The organism is Saliphagus sp. GCM10025317 (genome assembly GCF_042663665.1).
GTDB lineage: Archaea > Halobacteriota > Halobacteria > Halobacteriales > Natrialbaceae > Natronosalvus.
The window spans coordinates 1,400,730-1,415,174 of the sequence record NZ_JBHTAQ010000007.1 but is presented as its reverse complement, the minus strand read 5'-3'; the positions used below and the strand labels follow the sequence as shown (position 1 = coordinate 1,415,174).

The window sequence follows — 14,445 nt, the reverse complement described above, 5'->3', positions numbered from 1 at the left end:
CAAATGCTTAGTGGTAATATAGGTCGAGGTCGGACGACGCCCGTTCGCCGTGAGCGCCAGTGCCAGTATCATCGCCAGCGGATCGAGAACATACACTTAAGATAGCTGCCTGTCATTCCGTAGCCATGGACGACTGCCCACGGTGCCAGGCTCCACTCGAGCGGCTCACGCTGGGGGAGGTCACGACGATCGCGTGTAGCCGATGCGGTTTCGCGGACGTACCCGTCGAACACGAGAGCCGAGAGATGGCGTTCGAATCCTGGCAAGACGCGTTCAACCGCTTTTACGAAACGTAGCGTCGCTGACGACCGTCGAACTCGAGGGAAACGCTATCGAAGAAATACGCGAATTGGGACTCGAGAACCGGGACCCGAGAACCGGGAAACGGACGAGTTACTCGCTCGCAGCCGTCGCTTCGGCTTCCTCTTCCTCGTAATCGACGTCCTCGTCCGAACGAGCGGCGACGAGTCCGCCGCGAGCGACGCTGTACAGCGGTTCGTCGGCGTGGCTCACACCGCTGATCGAGAACGGGATCGCCGCGTCCTGAAGGTGGTCCCGGAACAGGGCCTCGAAGCCGTTGGGGCTCGAGGTCCCGCCGGTGACGACCACGGGCACGTCGAGGCCTTCCTCGACGTCCTCGTCGTCGACTTCCTTGACGATGTTCTCGATGACGTAGTCGAGGAGGTTCTCGTAGTAGATCGAGAGCGCACCCTCGACGCCGCCGACATCGGTCGTGAAGTCGAGTTCGAAGTTGTCCTCCTTGATGGAGGTGACCTTGTCGACCGGGGTTCCGGTCGCACGGGCGGCCTGCTCGTCGATCCAGTCGCCACCGCGGGCGACGGAGAACTTCATGACGGGAACCGCGTAGTACGCCAGACAGACGTTCGTCATCCCAGCACCGAAACTGATGCCGAGGCCGGTGAAGTTGTTGTCCGCGAGTTCGGAGTAGATGACGGACATCCCCTCGTTGATCGGTTCGGCGTCGTAGCCGATGTCGTTGAGGAAGGACTCGATCGTCTTCTGGTGGTAGAGCGTCGAGAGATCGTCGTCGATCGGATCGGCAGGCGTCGAGAAGTAGAGTTTCTCGTCGGGATAGGATGGCTCACCGACGACCTGCTCGATGATGAGTTTCATCATCGGAATGGCGCTCTTTTCGTCGGCCGAGAGGATGCCGTGTTTCATTGGCCGACGGGTTTCTTTGTTGAAGATGTTCGCGAAGTTGAGGGCGTCGTCGCCGACGACGTACACCTTGTCGTCCTTCCTGATGTGAAGGACTTCGCTCCGCGAGAGCATCTGCTCCGCCATATCGGAGTATTCGATTTCCACGAAGGAGTTACGCTGCTGCACAAATACGGTATCGGAACCATCCTGCTGTGCCGACAGGATGTTCATTGTTCCAACGTCTAGGCCTTTGGCCATGTTTCCTCAACTCCACTGACGGATTATAAATCTATGTGCGTTTATTTCCGGTACCGCTAGATGTTATAAGCCCGGATTACTCCACCGACGGGTGCGTTAATTACGATTTACTAGCGAACGCAAGCGCTCGAGCAGCCCCGAGAACGGGTTCGCGATGCGACGACCCTCGGCCTCTTTAGCGGCCTGTTCCTTGCGTCGCTGTTCGCGCAGTTCCTTGAGTTTCTGGGTCTGGTCGTCGACCGACGACTCGGAGACGGCGGTCTTCTTCTCTCCACCCTTGAGCCCCTTGAGGCCCGCGACCTGCGCGTCGACACCGCTCGAGCGGGTCGTCTTCGTCGCCATGTTCGTGTTCAGGTTCTCGCTGTCGAACTCGTGGTCCGAAAAGGTCAGTCGCTTGTGCTCGGACTTCTCGACGCCACCCCAGGAGAGTTCGACGCCCTCCATTGCGGCGTCGATGTCGTCTCGGATCTCCTCGTCGGAGTAGGTGAGTTCCTCGCCGTCGTCGTTCGTTTTCACGTTTTCGACGACCCGGGCCATCTCGAGGTAGTGCGCGATCAGGGCCGCCCCCGTCGAGGCGGTGACGCCGGCGAGTCCAACGGCGTAGACCGCGACGATCTGGGCGGTGTAATCGTTCCCGTACCCGTTCCAGTGATCGGGGTAGGCGTACAGGAATCCACCGACGGCCACGACCGTGACGGCGAGCCCGGCGATCGAGGTGAACAGGACCCGTCGCTCCGACGGGAGCAAGACCACGATCCCCAGCATCAGGACGGGGAGCGAGACCATCGCTACGGAGTACGCCGGCTCTACCCACGCGAGGTGCGCCGGGGAGCGAGGCTCGAGCGTGCTACTCCACAGGTAGATGAGTAGCGCGACGATCGCGAATCCGATACCACCGAGAAACAGTCCGAACCCGACGTACACATCGGTCCGGTCGTCCGGTTCGCCGATGTAGCGCCGGTAGAGGTCGAACAGGTACCCATCTGCAGGGTCTTCGGCTGCCATTGACCTCCATTTACCCTCCAGTATTATGACTGTTGGGACGAAAAATACTCGCTCCGTTTGCGCTCGATTCGAACGGAACGTGAGTGATCAAAACGGCGGTTCAGGTCAGTGCGACGCCGCTCAGTCGTGACAACAGCCGCCAGCCTCGCCGCCGAAGTCCACCGCGAGCGGGTCCGAAATCGCCCGATTGATCGACTCGAGGCGTGCCGTCAGGTCGCCCTTCGCCTCGAGGAAGTCGGCCATCGGTTCCATCGCGTGCAATTCCTGCTGGGTGTCCTGAAGGTGTTGTAAGTCCTCCTGGGAGGCCGTCCCCGTCTGGCGGGCCATCATGAACTCCTGGCGCACGCGTTCGAACTCGTCGATCTTCGCCTGGACCTCGTCGTCCGCTTCGACGGCGCGCTGGGCCTCCTCGAAGGCCTCGTACTCGGGCAGGGTCGTGATGGCTTCGCCGAGTTCTTCGCCGAGCGATTCGACGTCGGTCTCGGTCGGGTCGGGGGCGGTTTCGACGCTCATGAACCCAGGTTGGGACGCGGGCCGTTTGTATGTGCCGGATCCGCTGTCGGCGCCGCAAACCCGCGTCGTTTTACGTCCGCGTCCGCAATATCGTCCAATGAGCCAGGAGTCGGAGTACAGCGAGGGTGACCTCCGGAACACGGGTATGTCCCTCAAACACGATCGCGAGTGGGACTACGAACTCGAGCGAATCGTCGACGCCGTCGAGGAGAAGGACGCGAAGAAGATCGGGTTACAGTTTCCCGAGGGATTGAAACGCCGCGGCCCGAAGGTGGCCGACGACCTCCGGGAACTGGTCCCCGAGGACGTGACGATCATGCTCTCGGGCCAACCCTGTTACGGCGCCTGTGACCTCGACACCTACCTGATGAAACGCACCGACGTGTTCGTCCACTTCGGCCACTCGCCGATGAAGGACACGGACAAGGTGATCTACGTCCCGCTATTCTCGAACGTCGAGGTGACGCCGATCATCGAGGAGGCCCTCGAGACCCTCGAGCCGGTCGAGGAGACGCCGGACGTCGGACTCGTCACCACCGCCCAGCACATGAACCGGTTCGAGGAGATGCGCGATTTCCTCGAGGACCAGGGCTACGACGTGAAGACGCGTCGCGGCGACGACCGCCTGACCCACGAGGGACAGGTACTGGGATGCAACTACGCCAGCGCGGACGTGCCCGCCGACCAGGTGCTCTACGTCGGCGGCGGGAAGTTCCACCCGCTGGGTCTCGCGATGGAACATCCAGACAAACACGTCGTCATCGCCGACCCCGTCAACAACGTCGTCACCGTGGCGGATACCGAGAAGTTCATGAAACAGCGCTACGGCGCCGTCCACCGCGCGATGGACGCCGAGAAGTGGGGCGTCATCTTCTGTACCAAAATCGGGCAGGGCCGCTGGGAGAAGGCCCAGGAGATCCTCGAGGGCAACGACGACGCCTACCTCATCACGATGGACGAGGTCACCCCCGACCGCCTGCGCAACTTCGACATGGACGCCTTCGTCAACACCGGCTGTCCCCGGATCACGACCGACGATGGGCCGCGATTCCACAAACCGATGCTGACCCCCGGCGAGTACGAGATTGCCGTCGGGAACGAACCTCTGGAGAGCCTCGAGTTCGACACGTTCCACGGGACCTGGTGAGCACAGACGCGATCGAGCTGGGTTCACTATACCAATTATAGCAATTTCTATAAATTCTATAGCATACCTGGCAGCTGCAAACGTTCGGAAGAACCCAGAATTTGCGAGCGAAAATCGAACGACAACACTTACCCACCGTCCTCACACAGACTCGAGTATGGCAACGAGCGACTGGGGAGACTGGCTCCCGAACGCGATCGAATCGGCCGACCCCGACGGGGTCGCGGTCTGGTATCTGGGCTGTAACGGCTTCGTCCTGAAGGGACGCGAGGGGACGACCATCTACGTCGACCCCTACGTCGGACTGGGCGATCCGCCGCGGACGGTACGGATGGTTCCAGTGCCCTTCGACCCCGAGGACGTCGACCACGCCGACGCCGTTCTGGTCACCCACGAACACACCGACCACGTCCACGGCCCGAGTCAGGCACCGATCCTGGCGAACTCGAGCGCCACGCTGTACGGCCCCGACGACAGCCTCGCGGTCGCGCGCGAGGACGAAGCGTGGACCGACAACTGGGACGTGAGGGACGACCAGTTCGCGGAAGTGACGGAGGGAGACACCGTCGAGGTCGGCGAGTTCACGGTCCACGTCGAGCCGGCCAACGACCCCGACGCGACCCATCCCGTGAGCTACGTGATCGAACACGAGGCGGGCACGGTGTTCCACGGAGGCGACACCAAACCCCCCGAGGACGATTCGTTCGAGCTTATCGGCGAGGCGTACGACCTCGACCTCGGCATCCTCGCGTTCGGCACGGTCGGCACCATCCCCGACAAGGAGACGGGCGAACCCGAGCGTACACGATGGTACAACGACGAGAATCAGATCATCGAGTGCGCCGAGGCACTGCAACTCGAGACCCTGCTCCCCAGTCACTGGGACATGTGGAAGGGGCTGACCGCCGACCCGAAAGTGCTCCACCACCACGCACGGAGTTTCGATTACCCCGAGCGACTCGAGGTCGTCGAGATCGGCGATCGGGTCGACCTCGCCTGAGAAAGAGCCCGTTCGATCACCCGAACGAGCGCCCGTTCGTTTTAAGGTAATGCTGAATTAACGTTGCTCGCATGAGCGAAACCGCGGATGGTGAGAAAGTGGTCGAGGTGACCGACAGTGGGATAACGGTGCGAAAGTCGTTCACCGCAGACGAGTTCCCCGTGCCGGCCGTCCGGTTCGAGTTCGAATCGACGCGAGATGAACCGGCGACAGTCCGACTCTCTGAGGACATTCCCGAATCGTTCCCGATGGACAGCGTCGGCTTTCACCCGGAGTACCACAGCGAGAACTGGACGGCGTTCCAGGACAACCACGTCGAGTTCTCCGGCGTCGTCTCGCCCGACGACCCGCTGGTCACAGTCTACGGCGTCCGCCTCGACGAGGAGACGGATCAGACCGACTTCCTGACTGAACCGACGATCGAGGGCGTGTCCACGGACGAAGACGGGAACGAGAATGGGGGCGGAGAGCTGGAGGACGAAGCCGAGGCGGATGACGAGGCGGCTGGCCACCTCGACGAGACGATGATCGACGACATCATCGCCGACGACAGCAATCAGGTGGTCAAGGACATGCTGTCGGGAGAGGCCGACAGCGTGCCGGGCCTCGAGGACGACGAGGATGGTGTGGACGATGGAGACGATGAGGAATCGAGCGAAGCAGAGGACAAATCCGCGGAAGCGACTGCAGAAGCCGCGAACGAGGACGAAGCCGCAGAAGCCGAAGACGACGAGCCTACAGAAGCTGAAAACGAGGACGAGTCCATCGACCTCGACTTCGATGAATCGGAAAGCGAGGACACGACTTCCGACGACGCTGGCGACGCTGACGAAGACACCGGCGGCTTCCTCGACGAGGACGAGGGACTCGACCTCGACCTTGGCGACGTCGACACCGACCCGACTCCCGTCGACGAGGACGAAGGAGCCGACGAGGATGAGGACGCCCCCGACATCGACCTCGGGTTCGACGGCGAGGAACTGCCGGATCCCGCAGACGAGGCCGAAGCGGAAGACGACGACGCGCCGACGATCGAACTCGACCTCGAGGCGGCGGCCGCTGAGGCGGACGACGCAGACGATGCGGTAGACGATACCGAAGATACCGACGCCGAAGGCGCCGACGCCGAAGACGCCGACGCCGACGCCGAGGCAGAGGCAGAGGCAGAGGCAGAGGCAGAGGAACTGGACCTCAAGGATCCCACCGACGGCGATACGGACGAAGACGATGACGCGGACGCGGACGAAACTGACGTGACCGACGAGCAGAGCCCAGATGCGGCGGCCGACGCCCAACCGCTTCCGACCGACGCCACATCCATCGGCGCGGCCCTCGCCGAGGAACTCCGCTCCGGTGAACTCGACGAGGACGACCGCGAGGCGATCCGGTCGGCCCTGGATGTCGACGTCGACTCCGAACCACCGACGGCCACCCTCTCGGGAAGTGACGCCGCGAAGATCGAGCACCTCCAGTCCCGGGTCGAAGAACTCGCCGCCTACACCGGCGCCCTCGAGGAATTCCTCGACGAGAACGGAACCGGCGAACAGCTCATCACCGAGTTCACGGAACTGGTCGACTCGTTCGAGGCCGACCTCGAGGCGGTCAGCGAGACGGTTGAAACCGTCGACGAACGTACCGAGAACCTCGAGGCCGAACTCGCTGATACCGATTCGGCAGTCGACGACCTCGAGGCCGACCTGGAGGACGTCGAGAACGATCTGGAGCGCGTCGAAGGTGACCTCGAGGAGGTCGAAACAGATCTGCAGGAAGGTATCGACGACGTCGAATCGTCGGTCGAAGACGTCCAGTCTGACGTCGAGACCCTCGAGGAGGACCTCGAGGAGGTTCGAGACGAGGTCACGGACATCACGGAGTGGCGAAACCAGCTGGGTTCGATGTTCTCGGAGTAGCTGTTTCATTCCATCGGTCGTTCTGTTCCGTCGATCGTGCTGTTCTGCCGGTCGTTCCGTGCTCTCGTTTCGATCCGAGTTCCGGTTGGCGCCATGGACACCACGGTGGCCACGACCACCGCAGACACCACCGTCGCCACAGCCGCCACGGACACCATAGCCACGACAATCTCACCTGAAACGCAACCGGTTTAGCCGCCCGTCTCACAGCTACGCCAATGGGCGAGCGCATTCCACTCGCGATACCGCGAAAGGGTCGGCCGCTCGAGTCGGTCCTCGACCTGCTGGCACGTCGACTCGACGTACCGGATCTCGCGGACGACGTCATCACGACGCTTCGACACGAGAAGGCCGTGACCAAGGGCTCCGTCGAGCCCGACGAACCCGACGTCTACCATCGCCTCGCCACCTACAGCACCGTCGACGATCCGACGGCCCCCGAGTACACTCTGCTCCGGGACGATCGAGCCGGCAAGCCACGGCGGATCGTCTTCGACAGCGTCACAATTCCGCTCGAGGGCGTCGACGGCATCTCCGAGGGAACTGAACTCGTCCTCGTTGGCCGCGAGGAGCCGTTTCGCGCCCTCCGAACCCACGAGTTCGCGCTCGGGTTCGACAGCGCCGACCTCGTCCTCGAGGAGGTCGTCGACTTGCGCGCCGAACCGCTCGAGCGCATCGCGGACGTCAACGCGCGGATCGATCCCGCGAACACCGACATCCAGGTCGTTTCGGGTCTCGGTGACACCGTTTACCACACGCTGATGGCGACGCCCGAGGCGGCCCCCTCGAACGAGCCGATCGATCGGGACTTCCTGCGAGACTACGCGGGGCCGCTGTGTATCACCCCGCGCTACGAACGGCTGGTTCGGGCCGTCCTCGGTACCGACAGCCTCGAGAACGTCCGGTTTCGATACCCCGACGAGGGCGTCGAAGAGGAGCGTGCCATCGCCGAGGCGGGCGTCGGCGTCTACCTCACCGTCACCGGCTCGACCGCCAGGGACCACGGATTGGTGCTGGGCGAGCAACTGTTCCCCAGCGAGACGGTGCTGATGGAAAACGCAGCCGAAATCTCGCCCGAGGTTGCCGCCGTGCGGTCACTCCTCGCGGATGACGAAACGGAGACGGAACTCGAGGTCGCGCTCTCGTAGTCGTAACACCTCACCGGGTCTCCGGGTACGCCACACCCCTCAGACGCCGAGTCCATCCAGGTACGAGTCGACGTGCGCGCGCTGTCTCGTCGCGACCTCGGCGACGATGTCGGCCATCCGTCTGGGAGATTCACCCCACAGCCCCGGGTGAACCAGCAGTTGCATCCGCTCCGGTCGTCCCTCCGGGAACGGCGGTTCGGAGCGCCACTTCTGGCTCGAGTCCGACCGGTAGGTTACCTCCGAGAAGTACGCCGGCTGGTAGGTGTTCTCGAAGCCGTCGAAATCGACGTCGAGAACCCACTCGGGCGGGCGGTGAAACGAGACGACGTCGACGTGACGGTTGAGTATCGTCCCCAGCACGTCGCACTCGGCGCGCACCTGCGTTCGGAGTTCGTCGTCGCTCGGTCGGTCGTCCCAGTAGTGGTGAGTGTTGAAGTGGACCGCCACGTCGTGACCCAGTGCCTGGATCTCCGCCAGGGCTTTCGACTGATCGACCTCGAGCAAGTTGTAAATCGGCGTCGTCACCAGTACGCAGTAGGTCGACGAAATGTCGAGTGCGGCTTCGAGTCGTGCCATCTCGAGAGCCAATTCCGGCGAGAGGTCGACGTCGTGGCGCAGGATCACCTCGTCGTGGTCGAGGGACCGGCCGAAGCCCACGAAGGAGACGCCGTCTTCGAGCAACGAACGGAGGAGATGTTCGTACTCCTCCAGGGTGTACTCGAGGCGCTCGAGGGTCGAGAGCTCAGGCATTCCGGTCACCCTGATCTGAATCTGAATCCGAATCTGTGTTCGAACCCGAACCCGAACCCGAACTCGAGAGATTTTCGTGGTGCCCAGGCCGGTCCATACGATCCGGTTCACCGCGAGACTCGAACCGATCGCCGACGGCGGGTTCCCAGCCCGAATCCGAGCCTGGGCTCGAGTCCACATCCCACTCGCGGACGAGCAAGGTCCCGTCACCGGTCGCGACGACGAACTCGTCGGTCCAGAAGACCTCGACTATCGTCCCGGGCGGAGCCGACTTCGCGAGGTCCGACGAGAACGGAATGGCGTCCCAGATCATGACCTGCTCGAGGCGGTTTCGGGAGATGTCGTCGTTGCTGGTTGCGTCGGTGTTCGTATCGGAGCCAACGTCGCCGTCGGCATCGACGTAGGTGAACGCACCCGGGTAGGGATCGGCTACCGCTCGAACGAGATTGTACAGTTCTCGAGTACCGTTCGCCCAGTGCATCTCGCCGTCTTCGGGATTGCGCTTCGGATAGTACGTCGGCTCCCCGGTCTGCGATTCGAAGAGCCGCTCGCCCTCGAGAATCGGCTCGGCGACCTCGAGGAGCATCGCCTCGAGACACATCGAGACCTTGTAGTATAGTGTCTCGATGGTGTCGAACTCAGTGATATCGAACTTACGGGTCGTCACCACGTCCCCGGAGTCGGCGCCGGGGTCCAGTCGAATCACCGAGAGGAGGAATCGGTCGCGGTCCTCGATGAGCGACCAGTTGAGCGGCGAACGGCCGCGACCCTTCGGCAGGCCGAACGCGCTACCGTGGTTCCCGAGCGCACCGTGGGTTGCCGTCTCGAGAATCGATTCCGGGATCAGTCGCTGCCAGCCGTTGACGATCAGGAGGTCGGGATCGATTGTCCGGAAATGATCCAGGTCGGCCGCGTCGGTCATCGAGTACGTTCGCGGGTGGTACACCTCGAGGTCGTGAGCCTCGGCGGTCGGGCGGAGGGACGCGTAGCCGGAGACGTCGTTCGCCGCGGCCATTTCGGGGTCGATCGTCACGACCGAGTCGATGGGCAGGTCGTGCTCGAGGAGGGACTCGAGCACCTGGTTCCCGGGCGCGGTACACCCGACGTAGACGATCGAGTGCTCGCTATCGGCGGTCATGTCCGCAGTGAAGACAGACGGTCACATTGTTAGATGCCGATTTCCACCACGTGGTCGATGCCTTCCTCGATTAGGTCGACCCGTCGGTCAGGTCGGCGCTCCCTCGGTCAGCAACTCGAGTTCGATCGCCTTCGCGGTGCTCACGACGAGTCCGGTGACGTCCTCCTCGAGCCGTTTGCCGCGCATGCGTTCGATCGGGCCGGAAACGCTGATTGCGGCGACGGGGTCGCCCTCAACGACGATGGCGCTCGCGACGCACTGCCAGTCGGGGGTCTGTTCGCCGCGGTCAAACGCCACGCGGCGGTCGCGGATCGATCGAAGCTGGCTTCGGAGAGTTGCCGGATCGGTCACGGTTCGCTCGGTGAGCTGGGGAAGGCCATGTCCCTCGACGAACGCGTCGACGGCTTCGTGGTCGCGGTAGGCGAGGATCGCCTTTCCGGCGGCCGAGGCGTGGAGTGCGACGCGGCCACCCTCGGGTATCGGATGCTCGCCGTCGCCGACGCGGTAGAGGTAGACTCCGTGATCGTCCTCGGGAACGACGAGATTGACGCTCTCGCCGGTCGTCTGTGCCAGCGTTCGCAGGTCCGACCGTGCGGCCCGATACACGGGGTTACGTTCTCGCGTGGTCAATCCGAGACGGAGAAATCGATGCGTCAAAGAGTAGCGTCCGTTCTCGCTGGCGACGTATCCGAGCGTCGAGAGCGTCGACAGGTGGTTGTGGACGGCGCTCTTCGAGAGCTCGAGTTCGCTCGCTAACTCGGTGACACCGGCCTGGTCGCGGTCCCTGAGCGCCTCCACGATCGCGAACGTGGTCGCGGTGGCCTGAACGGAGACCCCATTGTGTTCCCCCATCGTTCGTCTCTGATATACGGAACCCCTCGTACAAAACTGTTGTTCTCCATTGGTGAACAGCCCGTGACAGTCGCGCCTTTATTACCGGGAAAATAACATGCGATATTCAATAATGAGGCAAAATTTGCCGGTAATAGGCCCATATTGCCCAAGAATAGTATATAAAAGCGGGGTGTTTTCTCTTCGAAAACAGCACAAAATCGGACGCAGTAGCGCGTTCTCTCCCACCGCTGCCAAAAGATTTAAGTAATGCCCCTCGTTTTTGTGGGTATAGCCACTGGGACAATGCCACGCACTAGCAATTACAGTCGACGGCGAATGGTGAAGGGAGCTGGAGCACTCGGGGCTGCAGCACTCGCAGGATGTATCGGAACCGGCGATCCCGAGGATGGGAACGGCGGCAACGGCAATGGCGCCAACGGCAATGGCGCCAACGGTAACGACAGTAACGGCAACGGCGACGCGCCGATGGCCGACGAAATCCTTGGCTGGGGCTGGGACGTTGCAGCTCGGTCCCTCCAGCTGACGGCCGACGAGTACAACGCCGAACACGACGCCACAGTCGAAGTCGAGGAGTTCGGTCGCGAAGCGATGAAAGACGACCTGCAGACGCGACTCGCGAGCGGATCCGGTGCTCCAGACGTGTCGATGCTCGAGATGATCGACGGTCAGTCCTACATTGACACGGGGTCGCTCACCGACCTCTCGAGTCACATCGAGGACGCTGGCGTGCGCGAGGACTTCGTTTCGGGCGTCTGGGACGCGCTCAGCGACGACGACACGATTTACGCGCTTCCGTGGGACATCGGCCCAACCGCAGTCTTCTACCGTCGCGACGTCTACGACGAACACGGTCTGGACGTCGACGCTATCGAGACCTGGGACGACGTCCTCACCGAGGGCGAGAAGCTTCCCGACGACGTCTACATGTTGAACCTCCCGCTGAACGACCTCGACGGCGTCTGGCGCTATCAGTTCCGTCAACTCGGCAACAACCCGTTCACCGAGGATGGTGCGGTAAACATCCACGCCGACGACTCGGTGATGATCGCTCAGACGATAAAGGACCTCTACGACGCCGGCATTGCCGCGACACTCGAGGGCTGGTCCTCGGCCTGGTTCGGCGCCTACGAGAGCGGCGAAATCGCCTCGCTGCCCTCGGCGGCGTGGATGGAGGGAACACTTCGCGACGAACTGCCGAGCACCGCCGGCGACTGGGGTGTCTACAAAATTCCGGCTCACGAGTCCGGCGGCCCGCGCGCCTCGAACTGGGGCGGGTCGAGCCTGATGATCCCCTCTCAGATCGAGGAAGCGGAGCGAAACCGGGCCTGGGATTACATCCAGTGGTCGCTCGCCACGGAGGAGATGCAACTGCTCATGTACGACGAGTACGGCCTCTTCCCGGCGCTCGAGACCACCTACGACGACGACGTCTTCGACGAGGAACTCGACTTCTTCGGCGGCCAGGCTGCTCGGCGCGTCTTCGCCGACGTCGCCGAGGAAATCCCGGACTACCAGTTCTCCGTCGACACCCCCGAAGTGACCGACGCGATTAACACCGAGTTCGAACGGATGCTCCGCGACGACGTGGCACCTGAAGACGCCGTGATGGCCGCCGCCGAGACCGTCTCCGAGCGAACGGGTCGCGACCTCGCCTGATCACGAGACACCCGCTTTCATGTCAACGAAACATACGGACGACGAGCACGCCGTCTCGAGCGGCGGCTCCGATCCGATCCACCTGCGTGCCTGGGACCGCTTCCGGTTTTTCAGGCAGGCGTACACGGCTCGAATGCCCCGCATTGGGCCGGTCGCGTACCTGTTCATCGCACCGTTTTTCATCCTGTTCGGGCTGTTCCTGGCGTTCCCGATCGTCTACACCGTCTACCTGTCGTTCTTCGAATACCAGAGCGTCAGTAGCGATCGGCTGTTCTGGATCGACGTCGGACCGCTCTACCTCGAGGTGCCTCGCATCGCCGAACTCCAATTCGTGGGCCTCGGGAATTACGCCAGGATCCTCGGTGACGGGCTGTTCTGGCAGTCGATGTTCAACACGACGTACATCCTGGCGATCCAGGTGCCGATCATGATCGGACTGGCGCTGGCCCTCGCGCTCGCGCTCGACGCGTCGTTCGTTCGGTTCAAGGGCTTCTTTCGGACAGCCATCGCGATCCCGGTCTCGGCGAACATCGTCGCCTACTCGACGGTATTTCTCCTCCTGTTCAACGAACAGTTCGGACTGATCAACTACGCCCTGACGACGGTCGGCGTCGAACCGATCGCCTGGCTCAGAAGCGAGTTCTGGGCACGGAAGACGATCATCGCCGCCGTTACCTGGCGGTGGACCGGCTACAACATGATTATCCTACTGGCAGGCTTGCAAAATATCCCTCAGCAACTGTACGAAGCCGCTGAGATAGACGGTGCTAAGCGCTGGGAAAAGTTCCGCTACGTCACGCTCCCCCAGCTCAAACCCGTCCTCCTGTTCGTCGTCGTTCTCTCGACCATCGGGACGTTCAAGCTGTTCGCCGAGCCGTACGTGATCACCGGCGGCGGACCAACTAACGCCACGATCACCATCGTCCAGTACATCTACGAGGAGGCGTTCCAGAACTGGAACCTCGGGTACGCCAGCGCGCTCACGGTCATCTTCGTCTCGATCGTCAGCGCCATCTCGATCGTCCAGATCAAGATCGGAGGTGAAGATTGATGCGCGAACAGCGCCGCAAGGACGCCGTCTGGATGTTCCTGACCTACGCGTTCATCCTCGTGATGGCGGTCGTCATGCTCGTCCCCCTCTACTGGATGATCGTCTCGGCGACGCTCCCTCAGGAGCAGTTTATTCAGTTCCCGCCGCGGCTCTACCCGGGTACGGCCTTCTTCGAGAACTTCGAGGCACTGCAAGAACGCACCGACTTCGTACGGTCGATCTGGAACAGCGTCTTCATCGCCGTCGTCTACACCGTGCTGTCGGTACTCCTGTGCTCGATGGCTGGATTCGCCTTCGCGAAGTACGAATTCCGGTTCAAAGAGCCGATCTTCTACCTGATCCTGGCGACGCTCGTCCTCCCGATCCAGCTGCTAGTGATCCCACTGTTCCTGATGATGTCACAGGTTGGCTGGACGGACACGTTCCGGGCGATCATCCTGCCGTGGCTCGCCAACCCGATCGGGATCTTCCTCATGCGCCAGAACATGAAGTCGATTCCCGACGCGCTGCTCGAGTCGGCGCGGATGGACGGCGCCACGGAGTTCCAGCTGTTCTACCGAATCGCGCTTCCGGCGATGCGATCCTCGCTGGCCGCGCTCGCGATTATCCTCTTCCTGTTCCAGTGGGACCTGTTCCTCTACCCGCTGGTCATCCTGGAGGATTCGGCGAACTACACGATCCCCGTTGCCCTCTCCGGACTCGAAGGCACCCAGCGGGTGTACTACGATCAGATCATGGTCGCGACCAGCCTCGCGATCATCCCACTGGCGGTGCTGTTTCTGGTCCTCCAGAAGCAGTTCGTCAGCGGCATCCTGGCAGGATCGCTCAAGGAGTAATCATGCACGTATACAAC

The 14,445-nt window shown here is 62.3% G+C and carries 14 protein-coding genes; 8 read left to right on the top strand and 6 right to left on the bottom strand.

The window, feature by feature from the left end:
- Nucleotides 1–125 precede the first annotated feature (125 nt).
- A complete protein-coding gene (locus ACFQS4_RS21640) occupies nucleotides 126–296 on the top strand; it encodes a zf-TFIIB domain-containing protein (protein WP_254157201.1) in 171 nt (56 codons plus the stop codon).
- 97 nt (nucleotides 297–393) lie between these two features.
- Here the strand turns inward: ACFQS4_RS21640 and ACFQS4_RS21635 are convergent, their stop codons facing one another.
- The 3 genes from ACFQS4_RS21635 to ACFQS4_RS21625 form a co-directional block, all read right to left on the bottom strand.
- Nucleotides 394–1,419: a disk-shape morphogenesis protein volactin gene (locus ACFQS4_RS21635; RefSeq protein WP_253436680.1), complete on the bottom strand. Its 1,026-nt coding sequence runs from the start codon at nucleotides 1,417–1,419 to the stop codon at nucleotides 394–396.
- A 96-nt stretch (nucleotides 1,420–1,515) separates the two neighbouring features.
- Nucleotides 1,516–2,424: a cell division protein CdpA domain-containing protein gene (locus ACFQS4_RS21630; protein ID WP_500196495.1), complete on the bottom strand. Its 909-nt coding sequence runs from the start codon at nucleotides 2,422–2,424 to the stop codon at nucleotides 1,516–1,518.
- A gap of 120 nt (nucleotides 2,425–2,544) precedes the next feature.
- Nucleotides 2,545–2,937, bottom strand: coding sequence for a YlbF/YmcA family competence regulator (locus ACFQS4_RS21625; RefSeq protein WP_500196492.1), 393 nt, complete (start codon nucleotides 2,935–2,937; stop codon nucleotides 2,545–2,547).
- 97 nt (nucleotides 2,938–3,034) lie between these two features.
- Between ACFQS4_RS21625 and dph2 the strand changes: the two genes are divergently transcribed.
- The 4 genes from dph2 (at nucleotide 3,035) to ACFQS4_RS21605 (ending at nucleotide 8,142) form a co-directional block, all read left to right on the top strand.
- A complete protein-coding gene (gene dph2 / locus ACFQS4_RS21620) occupies nucleotides 3,035–4,084 on the top strand; it encodes a diphthamide biosynthesis enzyme Dph2 (protein WP_500196490.1) in 1,050 nt (349 codons plus the stop codon).
- A 157-nt stretch (nucleotides 4,085–4,241) separates the two neighbouring features.
- The gene (locus ACFQS4_RS21615; RefSeq protein ID WP_500196489.1) at nucleotides 4,242–5,084 is read left to right on the top strand and encodes an MBL fold metallo-hydrolase; all 843 of its coding nucleotides are present in this window, start codon (nucleotides 4,242–4,244) and stop codon (nucleotides 5,082–5,084) included.
- A 71-nt stretch (nucleotides 5,085–5,155) separates the two neighbouring features.
- Entirely contained in the window at nucleotides 5,156–6,994 is a 1,839-nt protein-coding gene (locus ACFQS4_RS21610) for an AAA family ATPase (RefSeq protein WP_500196487.1), read from the top strand.
- A 218-nt stretch (nucleotides 6,995–7,212) separates the two neighbouring features.
- Nucleotides 7,213–8,142: a phosphoribosyltransferase HisG-related protein gene (locus ACFQS4_RS21605; protein WP_500196484.1), complete on the top strand. Its 930-nt coding sequence runs from the start codon at nucleotides 7,213–7,215 to the stop codon at nucleotides 8,140–8,142.
- Between the two features lie 39 nt (nucleotides 8,143–8,181).
- Here the strand turns inward: ACFQS4_RS21605 and ACFQS4_RS21600 are convergent, their stop codons facing one another.
- From ACFQS4_RS21600 to ACFQS4_RS21590, 3 genes are all read right to left on the bottom strand, one after another.
- Nucleotides 8,182–8,892, bottom strand: a complete 711-nt coding sequence (locus ACFQS4_RS21600) for a polysaccharide deacetylase family protein (RefSeq protein WP_500196481.1) — start codon at nucleotides 8,890–8,892, stop codon at nucleotides 8,182–8,184.
- Complete coding sequence (locus tag ACFQS4_RS21595) at nucleotides 8,885–10,030, bottom strand: methionyl-tRNA formyltransferase (RefSeq protein WP_500196478.1); 1,146 nt, start codon at nucleotides 10,028–10,030, stop codon at nucleotides 8,885–8,887. Before ACFQS4_RS21595 ends, ACFQS4_RS21600 begins: the two co-directional genes overlap by 8 nt.
- Before the next feature lie 87 nt (nucleotides 10,031–10,117).
- The gene (locus ACFQS4_RS21590) at nucleotides 10,118–10,882 is read right to left on the bottom strand and encodes an IclR family transcriptional regulator (RefSeq protein WP_500196476.1); all 765 of its coding nucleotides are present in this window, start codon (nucleotides 10,880–10,882) and stop codon (nucleotides 10,118–10,120) included.
- Between the two features lie 318 nt (nucleotides 10,883–11,200).
- Here ACFQS4_RS21590 and ACFQS4_RS21585 point away from each other — a divergent pair, with 318 nt between their 5' ends.
- Genes ACFQS4_RS21585 through ACFQS4_RS21575 form a run of 3 tightly spaced genes read left to right on the top strand, consistent with a single transcriptional unit; the run spans nucleotide 11,201 to nucleotide 14,428 of the window.
- Entirely contained in the window at nucleotides 11,201–12,541 is a 1,341-nt protein-coding gene (locus tag ACFQS4_RS21585; protein ID WP_500196474.1) for an ABC transporter substrate-binding protein, read from the top strand.
- 19 nt (nucleotides 12,542–12,560) lie between these two features.
- A complete protein-coding gene (locus ACFQS4_RS21580) occupies nucleotides 12,561–13,592 on the top strand; it encodes a carbohydrate ABC transporter permease (protein WP_500196472.1) in 1,032 nt (343 codons plus the stop codon).
- Nucleotides 13,592–14,428 carry a carbohydrate ABC transporter permease gene (locus ACFQS4_RS21575; RefSeq protein WP_500196470.1) on the top strand — a complete coding sequence of 279 codons (837 nt, stop codon included), beginning with the start codon at nucleotides 13,592–13,594 and terminating at the stop codon, nucleotides 14,426–14,428. Before ACFQS4_RS21580 ends, ACFQS4_RS21575 begins: the two co-directional genes overlap by 1 nt.
- Nucleotides 14,429–14,445 lie beyond the last annotated feature (17 nt).